The 19,263-nt window shown below is 57.7% G+C and carries 12 protein-coding genes and 1 pseudogene; 4 read left to right on the top strand and 9 right to left on the bottom strand.

Translation table 11 applies throughout. The annotated features are described in order from the left end of the window. Positions 1-91 precede the first annotated feature (91 nt). Positions 92-346: pseudogene (locus tag LOY43_RS04685) on the top strand (YebG family protein); the annotation flags it as partial. Positions 347-490: 144 nt separating this feature from the next. On the opposite strand, the gene LOY43_RS04680 reads toward LOY43_RS04685, so the two are convergent. Continuing rightward, positions 491-1,510 (bottom strand): Glu/Leu/Phe/Val dehydrogenase dimerization domain-containing protein, encoded by a 1,020-nt coding sequence (locus LOY43_RS04680; RefSeq protein ID WP_095049791.1) that lies wholly within the window; start codon positions 1,508-1,510, stop codon positions 491-493. Between the two features lie 185 nt (positions 1,511-1,695). Between LOY43_RS04680 and LOY43_RS04675 the strand changes: the two genes are divergently transcribed. Then, a complete protein-coding gene (locus LOY43_RS04675; RefSeq protein WP_258709268.1) occupies positions 1,696-2,499 on the top strand; it encodes a SirB1 family protein in 804 nt (267 codons plus the stop codon). A gap of 87 nt (positions 2,500-2,586) precedes the next feature. Here the strand turns inward: LOY43_RS04675 and LOY43_RS04670 are convergent, their stop codons facing one another. The 4 genes from LOY43_RS04670 to hmgA form a co-directional block, all read right to left on the bottom strand. Further along, complete coding sequence (locus LOY43_RS04670) at positions 2,587-3,942, bottom strand: aromatic acid/H+ symport family MFS transporter (protein WP_258709267.1); 1,356 nt, start codon at positions 3,940-3,942, stop codon at positions 2,587-2,589. A 163-nt stretch (positions 3,943-4,105) separates the two neighbouring features. Then, the gene (gene maiA / locus LOY43_RS04665) at positions 4,106-4,741 is read right to left on the bottom strand and encodes a maleylacetoacetate isomerase (RefSeq protein ID WP_258709266.1); all 636 of its coding nucleotides are present in this window, start codon (positions 4,739-4,741) and stop codon (positions 4,106-4,108) included. A gap of 12 nt (positions 4,742-4,753) precedes the next feature. Then, complete coding sequence (fahA, locus tag LOY43_RS04660; RefSeq protein WP_095125414.1) at positions 4,754-6,058, bottom strand: fumarylacetoacetase; 1,305 nt, start codon at positions 6,056-6,058, stop codon at positions 4,754-4,756. Positions 6,059-6,061: 3 nt separating this feature from the next. Further along, entirely contained in the window at positions 6,062-7,366 is a 1,305-nt protein-coding gene (gene hmgA, locus LOY43_RS04655; protein ID WP_095049786.1) for a homogentisate 1,2-dioxygenase, read from the bottom strand. A gap of 164 nt (positions 7,367-7,530) precedes the next feature. Between hmgA and LOY43_RS04650 the strand changes: the two genes are divergently transcribed. Then, the gene (locus LOY43_RS04650; RefSeq protein WP_093436103.1) at positions 7,531-8,319 is read left to right on the top strand and encodes an IclR family transcriptional regulator; all 789 of its coding nucleotides are present in this window, start codon (positions 7,531-7,533) and stop codon (positions 8,317-8,319) included. 52 nt (positions 8,320-8,371) lie between these two features. On the opposite strand, the gene LOY43_RS04645 is transcribed toward LOY43_RS04650, so the two are convergent. The 4 genes from LOY43_RS04645 to LOY43_RS04630 all read right to left on the bottom strand — a co-directional run bounded on the left by LOY43_RS04645 (position 8,372) and on the right by LOY43_RS04630 (position 17,936). After that, positions 8,372-11,884 carry a dermonecrotic toxin domain-containing protein gene (locus tag LOY43_RS04645; protein ID WP_258709265.1) on the bottom strand — a complete coding sequence of 1,171 codons (3,513 nt, stop codon included), beginning with the start codon at positions 11,882-11,884 and terminating at the stop codon, positions 8,372-8,374. A 175-nt stretch (positions 11,885-12,059) separates the two neighbouring features. After that, positions 12,060-14,612 carry a LuxR C-terminal-related transcriptional regulator gene (locus LOY43_RS04640; protein WP_258709264.1) on the bottom strand — a complete coding sequence of 851 codons (2,553 nt, stop codon included), beginning with the start codon at positions 14,610-14,612 and terminating at the stop codon, positions 12,060-12,062. 139 nt (positions 14,613-14,751) lie between these two features. Beyond that, complete coding sequence (locus LOY43_RS04635; protein ID WP_095125410.1) at positions 14,752-16,119, bottom strand: DUF1329 domain-containing protein; 1,368 nt, start codon at positions 16,117-16,119, stop codon at positions 14,752-14,754. A gap of 23 nt (positions 16,120-16,142) precedes the next feature. Beyond that, complete coding sequence (locus LOY43_RS04630; protein WP_095049782.1) at positions 16,143-17,936, bottom strand: DUF1302 domain-containing protein; 1,794 nt, start codon at positions 17,934-17,936, stop codon at positions 16,143-16,145. Between the two features lie 669 nt (positions 17,937-18,605). On the opposite strand from LOY43_RS04630, the gene LOY43_RS04625 reads away from it, so the two are divergent. Then, positions 18,606-19,229, top strand: coding sequence for a hypothetical protein (locus LOY43_RS04625; RefSeq protein WP_258709263.1), 624 nt, complete (start codon positions 18,606-18,608; stop codon positions 19,227-19,229). The last annotated feature ends 34 nt before the right edge of the window (positions 19,230-19,263 follow it).

The following is a 19,263-nucleotide window of genomic DNA, read 5'->3' as shown; positions in this document are numbered from 1 at the left end:
CCCATGGCGCAGGGATTCGCTTATCCTTTTCGCTGTATATGGATACAGTAGTCGTCAAGACAACTTAATGTGAAGGCATGTGAGGTGGTGAATGGCCGTCGAAGTGGTATACCGCAGCAGCCGAGATCTGGAGCGCTTGTTCATGGATAAAGCCGAAGCTGACCGTCATGACAAAATGCTCGAACTGGCCGAATATCTGGCCGATGTGCTGCAAAAAGCCGTTCCGTCCCTGACTGAACAGCAAGTGGAAGAAGCCGGGATCTACATGGCGAAGAATCGCGATGTGTTCGCCCGGGCGTTCAAGAGCCAGCCGGATGCACTGTCCGAGCTGCTCAATGCACCGGCAGAACCAGTTGAACAAGCTGAGGCGGCGGAACCTGCTGAAGCACCGGCCAAGCCAGCCAAAGCGGCGAAGGCTGCGAAGTAATCCAGCCCGAATTGAATAGGCCCTGAGTCGAATGGCTCAGGGCCTTTTTCATGCCTGTGAAACTCAGCGATACAAAACTTTCTCCGCCAACTCATCTGCCACCCGCGCCGGTGAACGCTTTTCCGCCTGTGCATGGGCGAACACCTCGGTCAGCCGCGAACTGATTTTCGACAGATGCGCAGTAATCGTCGGCAATTCCTCGCCACGATGTTTCAGCGAAACGTAGATCAAGCCACCGGCGTTGATCACATAATCCGGCGCATACAGAATCCCGCGCCGTTCCAGTTGATCGGCGACATCCAGATGCGTCAGTTGATTATTCGCCGAACCTGCCACGGCAGAGCAACGCAGTTGGGTGACGCTGTGGCTGTTCAGCACACCGCCCAGACCGCACGGCGCAAGAATGTCGCACGGTGTACTGAGTAATGCATCGTTGGCAATCGGGTGCGCGTTGAGCTGTTCCATCGCCAGTTGTACCTTGCCGTGGTCGATATCGCTGACCAGCAGTTCCGCGCCGGCGGCGTGCAATTGCTCGGCCAAGGCAAAACCGACATTGCCCAGCCCCTGAATGGCGATGCGCAAGCCTTCCAGGTTGTCGCTGCCCAGCCGCGCCATGGCCGTTGACCGAATGCCGGCAAATACACCCATCGCGGCATGCGGAGCGGGGTCGCCGGCCGAGGTGGTGCTGGTGACGTGCTGAGTCTGTTGGGCGATGCAATCCATATCCGCCACCGAGGTGCCGCTGTCGATGGCGGTGATGTAGCGACCGTCGAGCTGTTCGATGCAACGGCCAAAAGCTTCGAACAGCGAGCCACGGTTTTCCACATGAGCCGGGCGCACGATCACTGCCACGCCTCCGCCCTGCGGCAGCCCCGCCAGCGCAGCCTTGTAGCTCATGCCCTGAGCGAGGCGAATGGCATCTTCGACGGCGGATTCGTCATTGGGATAGGCGAGATAACGACATCCGCCCAAGGCTGGCCCGAGGCGACTGTTATGGATGGCAATGACCGCCTTCAACCCGGTGACCGGATCAACGCTAAGGTGCAGCGATTCCAGGCGAGTGCTTTGCATGAGCGCAAACATCGTTGGGCTCCCGAATCACTTCTTGTAGAACGCCAGTATAGGCCTGCGCCTGAAAATTGCTGGAGCGCACCGGAATAAGCGCCCTCGCCGACAACGGCTTTGCGGCATAACCTGACACCTGCGTAGCAGGGGACTGGACGAATCTTGCGGGCGGGGCTAAAACGAGGCATTCCCCGGAGATTTCGATGAGTGCGCGTCAACGTTTTTTCGAATGCCTGCACCGTTCACCGCCCGCGCTGTTCGAAGCCGCGCTGTGGATGGCGGCCGAGCACGAAAAAACGGTCGATCCCGACGCGCTGTTACAAGAATTCAGGGACCTGCAACAACGAGTCAGTTACGGCTTGCCGATGTTGCCGGTCAGTGAACTGGCGCAGCCCCTGTTGCGCCGCATGACTGATCTGGGCTTTGCCCAGGACCACTTCCTGCCGCTGCGCCCGCAAGCAGCGCTGTTGCACAAGGTGTTGCAGACCCGTCGCGGCCAGCCGTTGGCATTGGCGCTGATTGCCCTGGAGCTGGCGCGTGGCCTGGAGATTCCTCTGGTCGGGGTCAACTTCCCCGGACACTTCCTGTTGCGGGTGCCCGGCGCTGATCACTTGCTGGATCCGTGCGGCGGCCGGCGTTTGTACCCAAACGATTGTCGCGAACTGTTGCAGCGCCAGTACGGGCCGAACATGAAGCTGACCGCCGAGCATCTGCTGACCGCCTCGCCGGTGCAAATGCTTCAGCGCCTGTCGCGCAACCTGCGGCAGTTGCACCTGACGCATGATGACTTCATTGCCGCGCTGATCGACGCCGAACGCGTGCTCGAACTGGGTGACGCTGGCGCCGCTGATTACTTGGCCCGAGCCAGTCTTTATCAGCGGCTCGACTGCCCGAATGCCGAGCGCTTTGATCTGGAGCATGCGCTGATGCTCAGCGACGACCCGATTCAGCGCCTGCGCCTGACTGAACGCCTCAGCCACCTGCCGCCCAACTCCGTCGTCCATTAAAAATAAAAGATCGCAGCCTTCGACAGCTCCTACATTGAAATGTGTATTCCCGTGTAGGAGCTGCCGAAGGCTGCGATCTTTTGCTCTTCAGGATTTGACAGATATCCCCATTCCAACTGCCGAACTTCCTTCGGTGGGCGAACGCACCTGAATGATCAGCAATGCAGCAATTACCGCCGGAATCGCACAGAAGAAGAAAATCTGCGCCACTGGAATGTGCATCGCCAACAACAGGCTGCCGAACAGCGGCCCGAGAATCGAACCGAAACGCCCCACGCCCAATGCCCAACCGGTGCCGGTCGCACGCACATGCGCCGGGTAGAAATTACTGGCAAACGCATTCAGCGTCAGTTGCCCGCCGATGATGCAGAACCCGGCGGCGAACACGCAGGCGACCAGATAACGCGGATTGTCATGATTGAGTCCGAGCAGAATCGTGCACAGCGCCGCACCTGCCAACACCGCCGACAGCAAACGCACCTTGCGCTTCAAGCGGTCAGCAAACCAGGCCATGCAGATCGCGCCCAAGGTGCCGGCGAACAGGAACATCGACGTCACCAGATTGGCTTCGTTGAGTTTCAGGCCGCTTTCCAGGAGCAACGTCGGCAGCCAGCTGATCATGAAATACAACAGAATCAGGCTGACGAAAAACGTTGCCCAGATCAGCAAGGTCGGTCGCGCGTAGCCATTGCGGAACAACTCGACTACGGTCAGTTTGCTGCCCTGCTCGCGTTCGTTCTGTTCGACGCTGGCAACGGGCGGCTGCCAATCCGGCAGCATGCGCGCGGTGACTTTGCGCAGCCGCGCGTACGGCGGCGCATCGCGCAGCAGACGTGGCAACGACTCCGGCAGCATCCACCAGAGAAACGGAAACAGCAGCAACGGCGTGACGCCACCGGCGAGGAACACCGCCTGCCAGCCGAACTGGTCGATGAAGCCTGCGGCGACGAAACCACCGGCTGCGCCACCGAATGAAAAGCCACAGGCCGCCAGCGTCACCATCAAGGTGCGCAAACGCGGTGGTGAGTATTCCGACATCAACGCCATAGCACTGGGCATCGCCCCGCCCATGCCGATGCCGCAGATAAAGCGCGCGATCATCAGCGTGTTCAGCGAATCGGCGAAGACCATCAGCACCGTCAGCGTGGCGTAGATCAGCACGCAGGCGAGCAGAATGCGCCGCACGCCAAAGCGGTCGGCGAGTGGCGTGACAGCCAGGGAACCGAGGGTGAGGCCGAGCAAGTTGGCACTGAAAACAGGCCCGAATGCAGACTTTTCCAGCCCCCAGTCCTGCGCCAGCGCGGGCACTATATAACCGAGCACCTGGGCGTCATAGCCATCGGTGACCAGCAGCAAGGCGAGCAGGATCAAGAGCAACCACTGATAACGGGACACAGGACGGGCGTCGAGTGCCGCGCGGAAGCTGGCAATCTGGTTGTGCATCGCAAGGTACCTGTTTTGTTTTTATGATTTTTTGATGTGGCAACCGGATCGTTCCCACGCTCCGCGTGGGAATGCCGCCGGGGACGCTCTGCGTCCACTGTGACGCAGAGCGTCACGGGATGCGTTCCCACGCAGAGCGTGGGAACGATCAGTTACAGGGGAATTACGGGGTGTCTGGTTGATTGGCAGGATGGGCCTTGATGAATGCTAAATGTTCAGCCGTCAGTGCGGCGACCCGACGAATTTTCGGATACGCCTCAAGGCTGACGTTGAAGCGCTCAGCCGCATACAACTGCGGAATCAGGTACACATCGGCCACGCACGGCCACTCGCCGAAACAGAAGCCCTCGTCGCCAATCAATTGCTCCACCGTCGCCAGCCCCTGGCTGATCCAGTGACTGATCCACTCGACCACCTGCGGCTCGTCGTGCCCTGACTGGCGCAGGCGATTGAGCACGCTGACGTTGTGCAGCGGATGCACATCGCAACCGATCACCGCCGCCACACCGCGCACCTGCGCGCGGGCGAACAAATCTTCCGGCAGCAACGGCACCTGTGGATAACGTTCTTCCAGGTACTCGATGATGGCCGGCGATTGAATCAGCAAACCGCCCTCATCAGTGCGCAAGGCCGGCACCCGCCCCTGTGGATTGATCGCCAGATACGCCGCTTGCCGATGCTCGCCGCCGGGTGGCGCGATCAGATTGACTGGCAACGCCTGATAGTCGAGGCCCTTCAGCGCCAGCGCGATTCGCACGCGGTATGACGAGGTCGAACGGTAATAGGTATAGAGATCCATAACCCGCTCCTGTCAGCGCGCCGCCAGCACTTTGCCGCGGCACTCGCCGAAGCCGATCGAGGCGAAACCGTCACGGGCACAACGCGCACGCAGGATGATTTCATCACCGTCCTCAAGGAATTTACGCACCTCGCCAGAAGCCAGTTCGATCGGTTTTTTACCACCCTCGGTGATTTCCAGCAGGCTACCGAACTGACCGCTCTGCGGGCCGGACAACGTGCCCGAACCGAACAGGTCACCGGCCTGCAACTGGCAACCGTTGACGCTGTGGTGCGCGACCATTTGCGCGACGGTCCAGTACATGTAGCGGGTGTTGCTCAGCGTCAAGCGATGGGCCGGCAGGTTTTGCTCGCGCATGGCTTCGGTGAGCAGCAAAACTTCCAGTTCGATGTCGAAGGCACCGCCGTCCTGATCGCGCTTGTCGAACAGGTACGGCAGCGGCTGCGGATCACCTTCAGGACGCTTCGGTTGCGCGGTGCGGAACGGTTCCAAGGCTTCAGCAGTTACAACCCATGGCGAGACGCTGGTGATAAAACTTTTCGAAAGGAACGGCCCCAGTGGCTGGTATTCCCAGGCCTGGATATCGCGCGCCGACCAGTCGTTGAGCAGGCAGAAACCGGCAATGTGATCAGCCGCGTCACCGATGGCGATCGAGTCACCCATCTCGTTGCCTTGACCGATCCAGATGCCCAGTTCCAGCTCATAGTCCAGGCGCGCGCACGGGCCAAACACAGGCTCGGTCTGACCGGCCGGTAGCGTCTGGCCTTTAGGGCGACGCACGTCGGTACCGGAAGCACGCACGGTGGAGGCGCGACCGTGATAACCGATCGGCACATGCTTGTAGTTCGGCAGCAGCGGGTTATCCGGGCGGAACAGTTTGCCGACGTTCTGCGCGTGCTCGATGCCGACGTAGAAGTCGGTGTAATCGCTGATGCGTGCCGGCAGATGCAGCTGGCAATCGGCGGCCAGGGGCAGCAATTTTGCGCCTTGGGCTTCGATGTTGCCGCGGTGTGTGCTGCCTTCGCTGAACAGTTCCAGCAGACGGGTGCGCAGTGCCACACGCACCTCGCGACCGAGTTCGAAGAATGCGTTCAACTGGCCGCCGTGCATGGCTTCGACAGCGCTGCGCGCGACACCGTCGAACAGCCCGGCTTCCAGCGCTACTTGCAGATCGAAGATATGGTCGCCAATCGCCACGCCAGCGCGCGGCATCGCACCGTTGCTGCTGAACACACCCAGCGGCAGGTTCTGCAGCGGGAAATCAGCGTGGCCGTTGGCCGAGGCAACCCAGCTGCGGGTGATGGAATTCTGCGTCATGGGTTATCTCCGGGTCGGGTCGAACGTGGCGGGCAAAGTGGCCCAGCAGGCGTCATAAGTGGATTGCAGTTGCGGACAGTCGAGGGCGAAGCGGCTTGGGCGCAGCACCTGACTGGTCTCGAACATGAAGGCCATGGTGTTGTCGATCTTCGCCGGTTTGAGTTCGGCGTTGATCGCTTTGGTGCAGGTCTCGCCATCCGGGCCGTGGGCACTCATGCAGCTGTGCAGCGAGGCACCGCCGGGCACAAACCCTTCGGCCTTGGCGTCGTATTCGCCCTGGATCAGGCCCATGAATTCATTCATCAGATTGCGGTGGAACCACGGCGGACGGAAGGTGTTCTCGGCGACCATCCAGCGCGGCGGGAAGATCACGAAATCGAGGTTGGCCAGACCGTGCACGCTGGTCGGCGAAGTCAGCACGGTGAAGATCGACGGATCCGGGTGATCGAAGCTGACGGTGCCGATGGTGTTGAACCGGCGCAGGTCGTATTTGTACGGCACGTTATTGCCGTGCCAGGCGACCACGTTCAACGGCGAGTGATTGAGCTCGGTGGCCCACAACTGGCCGAGAAACTTCTGTACCAGCGTGGTCGGTTGCTGGAGGTTCTCGTAAGCGGCAACCGGAGTCAGGAAGTCACGCGGGTTGGCCAGACCGTTGCTGCCGATCGGCCCCAGATCCGGTAGACGCAGCGGCGCGCCGTGGTTCTCGGCGACATAGCCGCGGGCTTGCGGGTCGAGCAATTCAACACGGAATTTCAGGCCGCGCGGCAGCACGGCGATTTCCAGCGGCGCGACTTCCAGCACACCCAATTCGGTGGCGATGCGCAGACGGCCGAGTTGCGGCACCAGCAGCAGTTCGCCGTCGGCGTTGAAGAACACCCGCTCCATCGAGCGGTTGGCGACGTAGTTGTAGATGCTGATGCCGGCCGGTTTCTCTGCACCCGCGTTAGCGGCCATGCTCACCAGACCGTCGATGAAATCGGTCGGCTCGGCCGGGATCTCCAGCGGATTCCAGCGCAGGCGATTAGGCGTCACTTCACCCAACGGGCCACCGGCCAGTTGCCGCTCCAGTTTGACGAAGGCCGGGTGATTGGCCGACGGCTGAATGCGGTACATCCAGGTGCGCCGCGCTTCACTGCGGGTCATGGTGAACGCGGTACCGGAAAACAATTCGGTATAGAGGCCGTAGGGGGCTTTTTGCGGCGAGTTCTGGCCGACGGGCAGCGCACCGGGCAACGCTTCAGAGCTGAATTCGTTACCGAAACCGGACTGATACGCCAGCGCCTGAGCGGTTGAATCGAGGTTCATGGAGCCTCCTGAACAGGGAGTCGGCAGTGGCCCATCGCTCTGGCTCAGAGGTTTCGGCACGCCGGGGTTGTTATTATCGTAATTCGATTACGCATAACGTAATTTGCTCGCTATCCAGCGTCAAGCTATAAAGACGCCCATTCGTTTCGGAACCCGGCCGCACCATGGAAAAAACCAGCGACAGCAACGGCAAACAGAAAGTCCGCTCCGCCGAAGTCGGCACTGACATCCTCAAGGCTCTGGCCGAGCTGTCGCCGTCCACTTCGTTGTCGCGTCTGGCCGAACATGTGCAGATGCCGGCGAGCAAGGTTCATCGCTATCTGCAAGCGTTGATCGCTTCAGGATTCGCCGAGCAGAACACCGCTACCAACCATTACGGGCTCGGCCGCGAAGCCTTGCGCGTAGGCCTGGCCGCACTCAACAGTATGGACGTGCTGAAAGTCGCCGCCCTGCCGTTGGCCGAACTGCGCGACGAACTCAACGAAACCTGCTTTCTGGCGGTGTGGGGCAATCAGGGCGCGACCGTGGTGCATATCGAACCGGCGGTGCGCGCGGTGACGGTGGTGACGCAACTGGGTTCAGTGTTGCCACTGCTCAGTTCATCGACTGGACTGGTGTTCAGCGCCTACTTGCCCCATCGGGAAACCGATGAGTTGCGCGAGCAGGAAATTGCCGCTGTGGATCATCCATTGAAGGACGAAAAAACCTACGCAACCCTGTGCGAACAGATCCGCGAACGCGGTCTGCATCATGTGCATGGCCTGCTGATGCCGGGTGTGGATGCGTTGTCCGCCCCGGTGTTCAACGCCGTCGGCCAGGTGGCCGCCGTGTTGACCATCGTTGGCCCCACTTCATTGTTCCATGCCGACGAAAACGGCCCGGCGGCGCAGCGGTTGCTGGCGGCGACGCGGGCCGTGAGCTGGCGGATGGGTTATGAACCTCTGCAGGGCTGAATGGCGCCAATCGAGCGAGTAACGAGGGCCGTTACTCGCGCAGTTTCATCTGTCAGTTGAGCAGACGAGTGGTGCTGTTCACGACCGTAGGAGGTGCGGTGATTGCTGTCACGTAGTTGATGCTGACTTCAACACCGGTAACGCCTGCCATCACATCGGCGAAATCCCTGACGCTCGATAGCAGAGCAATCGGGTTCACGGGCGCGCCGATCGCCGCCACTTTGCCAACGTACAACAGAATCGCCCCTCGCCACGCCGATGCAAAATGTGCGTTCGCAGCCTCATCGGAGCCCTGACTGGAAGCCACAATGCCCAGCACAACCGACTGAGTAATGCGCAGTACGGTCAGTGCCAAGCCAAGTGGCGCAATGAACATCGAAGCCACATCCAGGGCAAATTCGGCCAGTACCCTCACATCCTTCCACAGCGTTTCCAGATAACTGCTCGTCTGAAAATCCACATCGGCGACGAGTTGCCCGATTTTAGCCAGGTACTCCTGTTTGAAAGCCAGTACTGGATAACTGTTGGTCAATTCCGGATTGCTGGTCGCTACCGGGTTCGAGTCCCAGTAGGTGTCCAGTAGGTTTTTCACTGCCTGCTGATGTTCCAGACGAGCGAGGCTCAAGACCTTTTTGTTGAAGGTCACGCTTTTCAATCGACCAGCAAGTTCCTGGACAGGGAAGAAATCCTTGCCACCAGGCGTATCGGGAATATAGACAAAAAACTCATCACGCCCGCTGACTTTGCGCCCAAAAACGTAAGCCCCGACAAGGGCGCGTCCCCTTAGAGTGAACTCGTATACGCCAATGCCCGGCTTCCCACCCGTGGTGATGATGCCCTGACGAGGCAGATCGCGATCAAATCCGTTAATGAGTCCCTGCAACCAGCTGAATTGGTCGAGGGAGAGCTCGCCTTTGATTTTCTGAATCAATGCAGCCCGGAGCATTTCATTTTGTTTTGTTTTTCGATACAGACTGGCTTTCAAGTCAATGTCGGACGCATTGAGGAATTTATCTTTCAGATATTGAAGATACTTTTCACCAGGCCTCAGATCGATCAGATCATTGATAACTCTGGCATTCAGTTGGGCAATGGGCTGTCCGGTAAACGTCCAGAAGGTGGCCTGCCTGAGTTGCTCTCGCAAATTTTCAATCCCGGCTAATTGAGGGTTCACCCAGGTGAAAAATTTCTCGAACGCGCTTACGTCACTGCGCCACTTTTGCCACTGAATAAACAGATCGGTCAGGCTGATCTTCGAGTCTGCGTGAAATTTGACCCATACCTCGTCAGGGTTAATGTCCACAGATGAACCTGTCCGGGAAAAATACTCCTTCAGCTCCTTCTTCACCAAATGGCTGGAAAACTGTTTGAACGGCTCGACCGCCAGCATTTCCCGGGAATGATGATGAATAGCCTTGAAATCAGCGTTCAGACGATTGAGCAGGTGCTGATCGTTCGAGCTGGCCTTTCTGTACCATTGAGGGGTGGCAGCTTCGGTTTGATCGATACTCCACAAAATGTGATTTTGAACGGCTCCGAACAAAGGCTCCTCTTCGGGTAAATCGACCAACTTAATCTTCGACCACCATTCATTCAGTACCTCAGATGGTTTTAGACTCAGATAATCACTTTGCATCTGCGCACTGTCGCTGGCGTGTGCCTGACTCAGCAAGTACGCCCAGGTTTCAGCCTTGGCCGCCCATTGCGCCAACTTGTGCTGCAGGCTTTTCAGGTCGGTGAATTCAAACCACTCCTGCCCGGCTGGCGAACCCGGTATGTGCAGGACATGAGCGCTGCGATCGGCTGCCACACCTTTCCTGCGATAAACCAGCAAACCATTGAAAGGCTTGAACCAGTGTTTGAGCGCCACGCCCAGCGTTTCAATGGACGTATCGCCGAGGTTATAACCCATCACCAATTTATGAGCTGAAGGTCCCACGTGTTTCTGCAGGATCGCCGCGAACAGGGTCAGCGCTGTTTTACGGCTAAGGACCACTCGCAGCGACCCGGTAACTTCGGCTTGGGAATACAGAAGACGTTGAGCCGTGGTATAGGCAACACGAACGTCCAACGACTTGATGGCACGCAGGATGTTCGATGGACTCAACTTTGGCAGACTGGAGGGGACCTCCGGAACGATCTGATATTGCCCTGCCAGATCATGAGCACCTTGCATAAAGGCCTGAGTCAGCGTTTTGCGCTCGGTGAGTTCCACCTTTTTTCCATCCGCCAGAGGCACGGTATGGGTGACTTTCACGAATACCGTGTCCGGGTCGATACGTTCATCTTTACCCGGCGATATGAAGTCCTCTACGGCCAACCGCGCGTAGTCTTTCAGCGAAGCAACTCCGTGAGTGACCTCATGAAGTTTGACTTCGGCTTCAAGCAGCTCTTTTTGCAGGGAAACATACACTTCCTGATTGACATCGGAAGTGCTTTTCAACCATTGCGGCCAAGCATTCCGCTCGACATGCTTAATCAGTTGTACCTGGCGTTTTCTGGCCTGATGATTCAAATCGGGCAACGATTGTGCGGCCTCTACGGCGACAACAGTTTTATCAAACTCCGAGCCTGGCTTACCGACAGATTCAAGATACCCAGTGATGTCGCTGTACATCGTGTGAATCCGCTTACCAACGAATCTCTCAAACAAATTCGCACGAACTTTCAAAAAACGAATAGCAGGGACGTATGCGAACCCAACGCGTTCACTGAGCGACAGCGTTTGCAGAAACTCTTCCTGAGTTTCCGAGGAGCCCAGTCGGCTCAACAACGCTTGTTCAAGCTTCCAAATGGAAGAAAACAATTCGAGACCACGATTCGCGCAGTAGAGTACGACAGCGCCCTGTTCACCGGGAACCAACTGTTCATAGACAGGAGCTGTAAGGGGCAATACAAACATCGCGTTCTGCTCGATGTATTTGCCATTCTGACCTTCAATGAAAACCCCGTAACAAGTGCCGGTCAGACTGGGTTGTACGGTCGTACTGATCAGCGCTCGTTGTTGCTGAGTAATGACCCCTTGAATCGTCAGTGCCTCCAGCTCACTAATGAAAAGGTTAGCTTCGAGTACACCTAAAGCAGACTTTCGCGTTAACTGAGGATAAGCTCCACTTGTTTTTTGAACGGTCAGATTTTCCCAGTACTGCCGCACAGTCGCCGTGTAATCAACCGCCAGTTTCTTCAGCAGATCTGCTACTACTTTTTCAATAGCCGAGATCGGGACTTGCGTAAGAATGTCTTCACGACTGGTAAAATTCGGGTGATTGAAGACACCATAATCATTGACATCATAGTTTGGCGGCCGACCACTTTGCAGGCACTCAAGCGCGACATCCAGCAAACGTCCAACCGGCTGTTTATTTTTCGGTTTGGCGCCCGCCACGACATTGACGAACAGGCTGCTTAGCCGCACACCTTCGGAGATCTTCCATAGCGCTTCACGCAACGTGTCCTGCACCACCACTGAAAATGACGGAACAAGCTTCAATTCCTGCGAGATACTTTCCAGGGCTTTCCCCACTTCACGCAGACTTTGGCTTTCGGCTTCTTTATTAATTTCCATAATGGAATCTCTATCAGCTTGATAATGACAAGTGACCAATTACAACTTGCCTCGCCAAATCAAGCTAATTCAGATCCAGAACAAAAAGATACCCACCGCACTGTTTCCAACAGTGTTTAATTACAACACCAACAACCCCCTAAGTTACAACTAAAAACATCTAACAACCTCACACCTACATCAAACCCAATGTTCTGGCCCTGGCCACTGCATGCGTTCTACGCATCACCCCCAATTTTATATAGATCCTTCGGACATGAGTTTTAACGGTATGCAATGAAAGGAAAAGTTTTTCTGCGATTTGTTGATTGGAATCACCTGCCGCAATCAATACCAAGACTTGTAACTCTCGCTGACTCAGTGAACTTTCAGCTTCAGACTCGGCTACAACTTGCTGCTTTTCCTCCAGCACAATTGTCGGATCAAATATTTTCGGCGAACGCAGGGTGGCCTGGCGTATCAGCAATTGTGACCCCGAGCGCCGGACAATCTTCAACGCGCACTCCACATGCTCAACCACCCGTAACGACTCGCTGTGCAGCAATGCCACTTCGGCGAGGGCAAAATGCAACTCCGCCTCAAGTGTCTGCGCCCCGCACTTGCGGGCTTTATCCAGCAACACCTGAAGTTGCTCCGAGAGATCACTACCGCGTTGCAAAGATGCCGTGGCCAATATCAGCAAATACTGAATACGCGCAATCAGTTGAACCGTCGCCGGAGGTGCCTGCAACGCGTTCGGCGGTTGATAGTGGCGCAGCACCCGGCTCAACGCCTCATGTGCCAACTGCGCCCGCCCCTGCTGCAGCCAGATCTGGCTACTGACCTGTAACAACACACCACGGTAAACCGTGTCTGGAATCCTGCGTTGCTGCATCAACCGCTCGGCCTCGTGCAAGCGCTCGAATGCTTGCGTGTATTCACAGTGGTTGGCCGCTATCTGCGCCAGCCCCAGATAGCCGAACAACACCCGTTTATCGTGACTGCGCAGACAATCCTCCAGGCCACGTTTGAACAGAACGGCGGCTTGCTCCTCCAGCCCCATGACCAACGCCAATCGACCACGACGCAGGGCGATACGACCGAGCAGCGGCGATGGCCGCTCAGCGCGCTGGCCAAGTAACTGCTCAATGCTCAGTAGCAGGTTGTCAGCGCGGGCTGGAGCACCACGCTGCTCAAGCAACTGCGCGTGATCAAGTTCCAGCAAGCCTTCAAACAGCAAGGAGCCTTGTGCCCGCGCCAGACACAACGCTTCGCGACTGATGGCGTGCGCTTGTTCGAGTTCATCACAGAGCAAGGCTTGTTGAGTCAGCCCTGACAGGCACAGCAACCTTGTGGCCCAGGCATCGCCATCGAGCGCTTCCAGAGCTTGCTGAAAGAGTTCGCGCGCAGGCGTCATACGCCCCTGCAAATGCATCAGCCAGCCTTGTTGCGCTTGCCAGCGTGCAATCAGTTGTCGTTCCAGTGCCGCCGAAGGTTGCGGCATGAACCTCGCCAGGTGCGCGATGCACTGCGTGGCCTGTTCAAAACGGCCGGCAAACAAAAGAGCTGCGGTAATCAGCCCAACCAACTGCGGTGATCCCAAGGTCACTCCTTCGCCCTGAGATTCATGCAGGCGCAACAACAGCACCACCGTTTGCTCTTCAAAAAGATGCTCGAAGTTGAAGTGCTGCAACAGACTCACTGCTGTTTCGAATTCCTCGGCAAGCAACGCCTGCTCGAAAGCCGAGCGCCAGTCCCCGGCAGCGGCGAACCATTGGCATGCCCGACGATGCCATGAGCGGGCCGCAGGCCAGCGCTCATCGCGCATCACTTGAGCCAAAGGTGCAAAGATCTGCAACCACTGGGACGAGTCATTCCATGGTTCGATGAAGCAACCCAGCGTTTGCAGGGTGCGCAGGTAGTCCGCGCCTTCTCCGGCACCGAACAGGTGCTCACACAACTCAGCATTGAAACGCGGCAGATTCGCCAGTACCCGCCAGACCTCGGCCAACTCCGGCGTCAGGCCGCTGAACAGTTCGTGCTGCAAATAATCCAGCAGTGTTTCCACCCTTTGCTGCGGCTGAAGGGTTTGCGACCAGTCGCATTTTTGCAGCAGCGCCATGCGCACCCCGGCGCACCAGCCACCGGTTCGATGAACAATCCGCGCGGCCACACTGGCAGCCTGCTCCGCGGACAGGTGTTTTAACGCCTGAGCGATTTCTTCCGGGGTCAGCGCCAGCGTCGCGCTTTCGCATTCAAACAATTCGTCGTCCAGCAGCAACCGTGGCCAATTGCACTGGGGGCGTCGACGCGCGCCGATCCACCAGATCAATGCCGGGCTGCTGAGCGCCAGCAAGCGGTCCAACAATGCATCGAGAGCCGGATCGGGGAGCCGACAATAGTCGTCGATAAACAGCCAGGTGGGCGCTGACCAGCGTGCCAGTGCCGCCGCCAATTGCGCCTCATCCATTGCTGCCAGCCCCAATGCCAGACTCAGCCGCCGACAGAACTCCTCCGTACTCAACGACACGCCCATCAGTGGCAGCCAGTGCACCGCACAGTGTGCCGGTGCCTGTGACAAGCATTCGGAGAGCAACGCGCTTTTGCCACTGCCGGGCGACGCGCAGATCAGCCTGATCCGCGCCACAGTCGTCAGTAGCGGCTCACTCAGTCGAGGGCGAAGTTGATGATGGGAAGAAAGTCTGGGCAAGAATCCGGGGCGATCCAGACAGGCAGTCATGGCGGTCATCGGGTGAGCCTTTTTATCGTTGTGCCCTCACCCTAGCCCTCTCCCCTGCACTTGTTGACGAGTATTCAGCGCGCTGATTGGTGTCCATAAAAAAGGCGACCGAGCGGTCGCCTTTTGCCTCGCTTGTGTATCACAACCGTTACCGTACGCCCTCTGCGCGCAAGGCCGCTGGCGTGTAGTCGGCAGCCTTGGCTTCGAAGCCGAACTCGAAACTGTGCTTCTCTTCGTTCTTCATTCCCAGGGCAATGTAGCGACCGGCAATGATGTCGTAGAGCGCTTCGAGGGTGTAGGCCTGCGCCTGGTGATCGTAGTAGTACTGAGCGTGACCTTCGGCGACACGCCACAGTTGCCCGCGACCGTCGTAGTGGTCTGCCAGCGCCACTTGCCAGCTGTCTTCATCGATGTACATGTGACGCTTGGCGTAGATGTGCCGCTCGCTCGGTTTGACCGTGCCGATCACTTCCCAGACGCGGTGCAGTTCGTAACGGGTCAGGTCCTGATTGATATGCCCGGCCTTGACGATGTCGTCGTACTTGAGCTTCGGCGAATCGAGTTTGTAGCTGTTGTACGGGATGTACATTTCCTTTTTGCCGACCAGTTTCCAGTCGTAGCGATCCGGAGCGCCGGAGAACATGTCGAAGTTGTCCGACGTGCGCAGGCCATCGGCGGCGGTGCCCGGGCCGTCATAGGCCACTTGCGGCGCCCGACGCACGCGGCGCTGGCCGGCATTGTAGATCCACGCCAGACGCGGTTCCTTCACCTGATCGAGGGTTTCGTGAACCAGCAGCACGTTACCGGCCAGACGTGCCGGCGCCGTTACCGACTGCTTGAAGAAGGTCAGCACGTTGGCGGCTTTTTCCGGGTCGAGATCCTTCATCAGTTGTGGCACGGCGATCTCTTCTTCGAAGCGGATCGGCGTGTAGCTGCCGTTGGTCTGCGGGGTCACCTGGGTGATGATGCGCCGCAGGTTACCGCCGTGATATCGGGTGATGTGGTTCCACAACACCTCCACGCCAGTCTTCGGAATCGGGAAGGCGTAGTAGCGGTTACCAGTGAAATTGGCCAGGCCATTACCATCGTTAATGCTGGTGACATTGAGCGCGCTGCGTTTGGCCGACTCATAGATTTCCGCTGGCACGGCGACCGTGCGGTGGGTCGGATAGACAGGGATCTTGTAGGTTTCCGGGTAGCGTTTGAACATCGCCACCTGCCCGTCCGAGAGCTTGTCCTTGTACTTGTCGACGTTGGAAGCAGTAATGGTGAACAGCGGCTTTTCATTGGCAAACGGGTCGGCGAGGAAGCCTTTGCTGTCCACCGCCCCGGCGTTTTTCGGGATGCCGCCGGTCCATGCCGGTATCGAACCGTCAGCATTGCCGGCCTTCTCGGCGCCGAGCGGCGTCAGACTGGTGCCGAGTTTGTTGGCCTCCTCCGGCGACACCGCAGCCATCACGTTGGCCGCCAGCAGACTCAGGGCCAGCACACCACATTGCAGAATCATTTTGCGCATTGCATTCATCCTTCTCGGGCAGATCAGAAGTTCACGCCGAAGCTCAGGGCGACGAAGTCACGGTCTTCGAGGACGTTGTAGTCGCCACCGAAAAAGTCGGTGTAACTGAGGCTTGCGGTGTAGGTGTTGCGGTAGTCGGCATCGACGCCGACGCTGATCGCTTTCGCACCTTCGTTGAACAGGCCGTTGGGGCCATAACCGGCGACGTCATGCGACCACGACAGGTTGGGTTTGAAGTTGACCCCGCCGATCACGTTGGCGTAATCGAGGATCGCCCGGGCACGGTAGCCCCATGAGGTCGAGGTGACGAAACCGTCGGTATCACCACCGAAACCGTATTGGCCATACACCGAATCGCGGCCATAACGCAGCTCGCTGCGCGACTCCAGGCCACCGACATGCACCACCGCAGCTTCGCCGACCACGGTCAGGCGTTCCGCGCCTAACACCTGATCGAAAAAGTGCGTGAGGGTGCTCTGGATTTGCGTGACTTCTTTGCGCCGATAGCCTTTGTTGTCGGCTCCCGCAGTGGTGGCGATCGGCGAAGCAGCGCCACCGGCAATCGGGTTGAGCAGCGCCAGCGTCAGGTCGTTGGTGTTGACCTGCACCGGTGCATTCGGGCGGTAGCTGATCTCGCCGGTCCATGCAGTGCCGGTGGGCAACGTGGTGGAAAAACTCGCGCCGTAGAGGCGAATGTCTTCCGGGTATTCGAGGTAGTAGCCACCGCGCCCGAGCATCACGCTCTGCGCCAGGCCGGAACCGCTGCCGGGTGCCAGGCCATTGGCGATCCCGACCATGCCCGGCAATGCCGCCAACGTCGAAAGACCGGCCGTGGTTGTGCCTACCGCCGGCGTACGGCTGTGGTAGTTCATGAAGTACAGGCCATATTCGGTGTCATCACCGAGCCAGCGCAACGCCGTCCCCCATTGCCCGGAATCCCGCGCATCACGGTCGCCGCCACGGGGAATCACCACCCCCTCACGGGTGACCTGAATACCTTGGCCAAAGGCCTGGGTCAGCGGCACAAACGGCGCGATCGCCGGGTTGCCAACGGTGTAGCCGTTGTTGCAACCGTCCGCCGCCACATCGACCCCGAAGAAAGTGCCGCAGTTGTCGAGAACGGTCTGGTCCCATTCCAGTTGATAGAAACCTTCAACGGTCAGTTGATCGGTCAGGCCTTGGGAGCCAAACAGCATGTTGACCGGAATCAGACCTTCCTTGATCTCGGCACCGGGACGACGAAACGCTGAAACGTCGATCGGGTTGATGCTGTTGATCGAGTTACCGATAAACGTACTTTCGCCCCAACTCACCACCTGCTTGCCCGCGCGCACGGTGCCTGGCAGATCGGCAATGGAATAGTTGTGATAGACGAACGCATCAAGAATCTGCGCGCCGGAGGACTTCGCACCTTCCTTGCGTCCGCTGTCGCTGATCGGCTTGAACTCGCGGTCTTCGTCCTTCAGCTCGAAGTCATACCAGTACTTGCCACGCACGAACACACCGGTGTCGCCGTACTTGAGTTCAAGATCGTGAATACCTTTGAAGATCTTCGAGAAGGTCTCACCCTTCTTGAAATTCAAACGCCCGTCATCACCGGTCGAGGATTGCCCGGTCCCGCCATTGACCGTGCCGACCAGCGACTTGTCGGCATCGCGCATGCCCCAGCTCGCACCGATCGACAGCGACGAGTCGAAGGTGCCCTCGATCTCGCCAATGTTGAACGCAACCGCGTGCGCCTGGGCGCAGCAACCCAAAGCCACCGCGGCGGCCAGCGCCTGCGGTGTGAAGATGGCGCGCATTGTTGTTTTTGTCATGCGTCTTCCCCGGTGAGTGACAGAAGGCCCCACCCTACTGCCGGGCAACCGCGTCGATAAGCGCACCAAGGAGGTATTCGTGTTGTCGCTCGAAAGGATGAATGGCCTTGAACGACGGGGCTTTGCGCCGTTCATGGATCGGCTGGATGGAAGATCATCAGTGCCGCGCATGGTGCACATCAGCACATGGGACTGTTACGCGCCCCGCAACAGTGCATGTCCGGAATCGGTATTTTTCCTACGTGTTCAACACCTTATTCTGAACGCGCTTTCACGGGACACGCCGCAAAGCACGAAGCACTGGCCTTTGAGCGACTCAGGCCATTGCTGACAGATTTCAGATGAATCGAAGACTTCGGTTTATCGCCCCGGTGTTCACTGACGTTGATTTGTAGCTCCTTGATCCAACGTCTTACCTTGGCCGCTGCGTTTGCAGCGGCCTTTTTTATGGGCGCCGTTTTACTCACCTCACCTGCATCAGCGGGAAGATCCCCCCATTGCTGTAGGAAATATCCTTTTGGTCTTTTAATGCCAAGCTATCAAACCGCTTTCCACATTATTCATACAACCAGGCAGGTCATTACTGACGATTGATGCAGATATTTCCGTTCGAAAGCTGATGTAGGTTAATTGCTCCGCAAACCGAAAAATTCGCAGTGAGTAAAACGAATGTTGGAGCAAAGTTTTGTTGAGGGCGCCGAAATAAAAATTGAAGGAAAAGGGTCTACAGCCAACCTCATCATGATCAAGCGTCTTGACGCCATACTGGAGCGCAAGCTCGAGATGACCGATACCGATCGACGGTTCTATGCCTATTCACTTCGAATGATGGAGCGATTCAGAGCGATGGGATTCGCCGACGACTACATTCCCAAAAGTAATCCGTCCCTTTGGAATAACCTCCATACCGCCACACTTGAAGACTTCAAACTGAGCGACGATGAGTCATTACGCTATACGGAAGAGGCCATCGACGCGGCGAAAAAACAAGAATTGGAAGCATTTGAATGCGTCAGCAGATCCAAGAGTTCGACTGCCAAACTCGAACAAGCTGTCAGGCAAGAAAATCTCAGAGATTTGTTATCAGTTTTGGCTATCGGTTTGGCATTTCCCTCCATCGACACACTGTTCGGACGTTATCGTTTTGAAGTTATCGCGCGCGGTGAATTGTGGAGAACATACGAGGAATTATTTCGTGAGGGTGTACTGGCTGAGGGTAATGCGGCTGTTGCCATTCCGGGTCCAAACTGGGAAATCCCGGAATTCATGATTGATAAGCGGTACGAGGAGTAATAGAAGGAGCCTCGCCGCATCCAGAACGCAGCGA

Source organism: Pseudomonas sp. B21-041 (assembly GCF_024748675.1).
Lineage (GTDB): Bacteria > Pseudomonadota > Gammaproteobacteria > Pseudomonadales > Pseudomonadaceae > Aquipseudomonas > Aquipseudomonas neuropathica.
Note: the sequence above shows the minus strand (reverse complement) of the source record. Positions and strands in the feature narration are given on the sequence as shown.